The 824-nt window shown below is 46.5% G+C and carries 2 protein-coding genes; one reads left to right on the forward strand and one right to left on the reverse strand.

Going from position 1 to position 824, the window contains the following annotated elements:
- Positions 1 to 80: 80 nt before the first annotated feature.
- Positions 81 to 542: a DUF2390 domain-containing protein gene (locus A3750_RS23990; protein WP_068451141.1), complete on the reverse strand. Its 462-nt coding sequence runs from the start codon at positions 540 to 542 to the stop codon at positions 81 to 83.
- A gap of 95 nt (positions 543 to 637) precedes the next feature.
- Between A3750_RS23990 and A3750_RS23995 the strand changes: the two genes are divergently transcribed.
- A partial coding sequence (locus tag A3750_RS23995; RefSeq protein ID WP_156498906.1) for an ATP-binding cassette domain-containing protein occupies positions 638 to 824 on the forward strand: 187 nt, incomplete at its 3' end.

Genomic DNA, 824 nt, shown 5'->3' on the forward strand with positions numbered 1-824 from the left:
ACCGCTGCGGTAGTCTGCATAAAACGGCAAACTAAGTGCTGCACCCAAAATCACTAAAGAAGATAAACGGTAAACCCACTTCATTGGCTTGCCTCTAACATGAGGTTAATCAACGCACTATCCCAACTGATTTGTGAATAAGACTTCAAATTCGTCTTAAGTGTAGCTGCTTTGTCGTTATCAGCCGCTTCTGTTTGGCGCGTGATTGTATCGCGAATTTGGCAGAGTGCTTCTTGATAACATTTTTCCGACTCTAGCTCTGCTGTCAACAAGGCTTGCTTCAGTTGCGGACGATGTTGATTGGCCATGCGGAGCACTCTGATCGGCTTGATCGTTTGATCTAACCATTGGCCTTGCACATGTGTGATTTTGCTTTCTGAGTCGTCAAGAACAAGACCCAAGGTTGAGATCCACAAAAGGAACAGGCATAAATTTATATCCAGATCATCGCGCTCTTGAAGCGCTAAAAGCTGACAGCGAAGCGCTTCGTTTTGCCAGACGTGCAGAGAAAACGCCCAAAACCCCGCTGTTGTATCACTCATTATGCTGAATCCATTATAAAGCGCTGTGCTTTGATTGATGTAATCCGCATTATCCGATAACTTGCGCGACGAGTTCCAGAGATGAAAGCCATAGCATGCTTAAAATTTTAGAGATGTCACTTCGCCGAGGTCCCGAGCCTCTGTTGGAAGAAGTAAACGCCAATATCGCCGATGGCCAGCGTGTTGCAATCGTTGGTGCTAACGGAGCAGGCAAAACTACGTTGTTTAAGCTATTGCTCGGCGAGCTCACAACGGATGCCGGTAGTTTCATGCTGCCTGGTA

The organism is Oleiphilus sp. HI0079, from assembly GCF_001635105.1.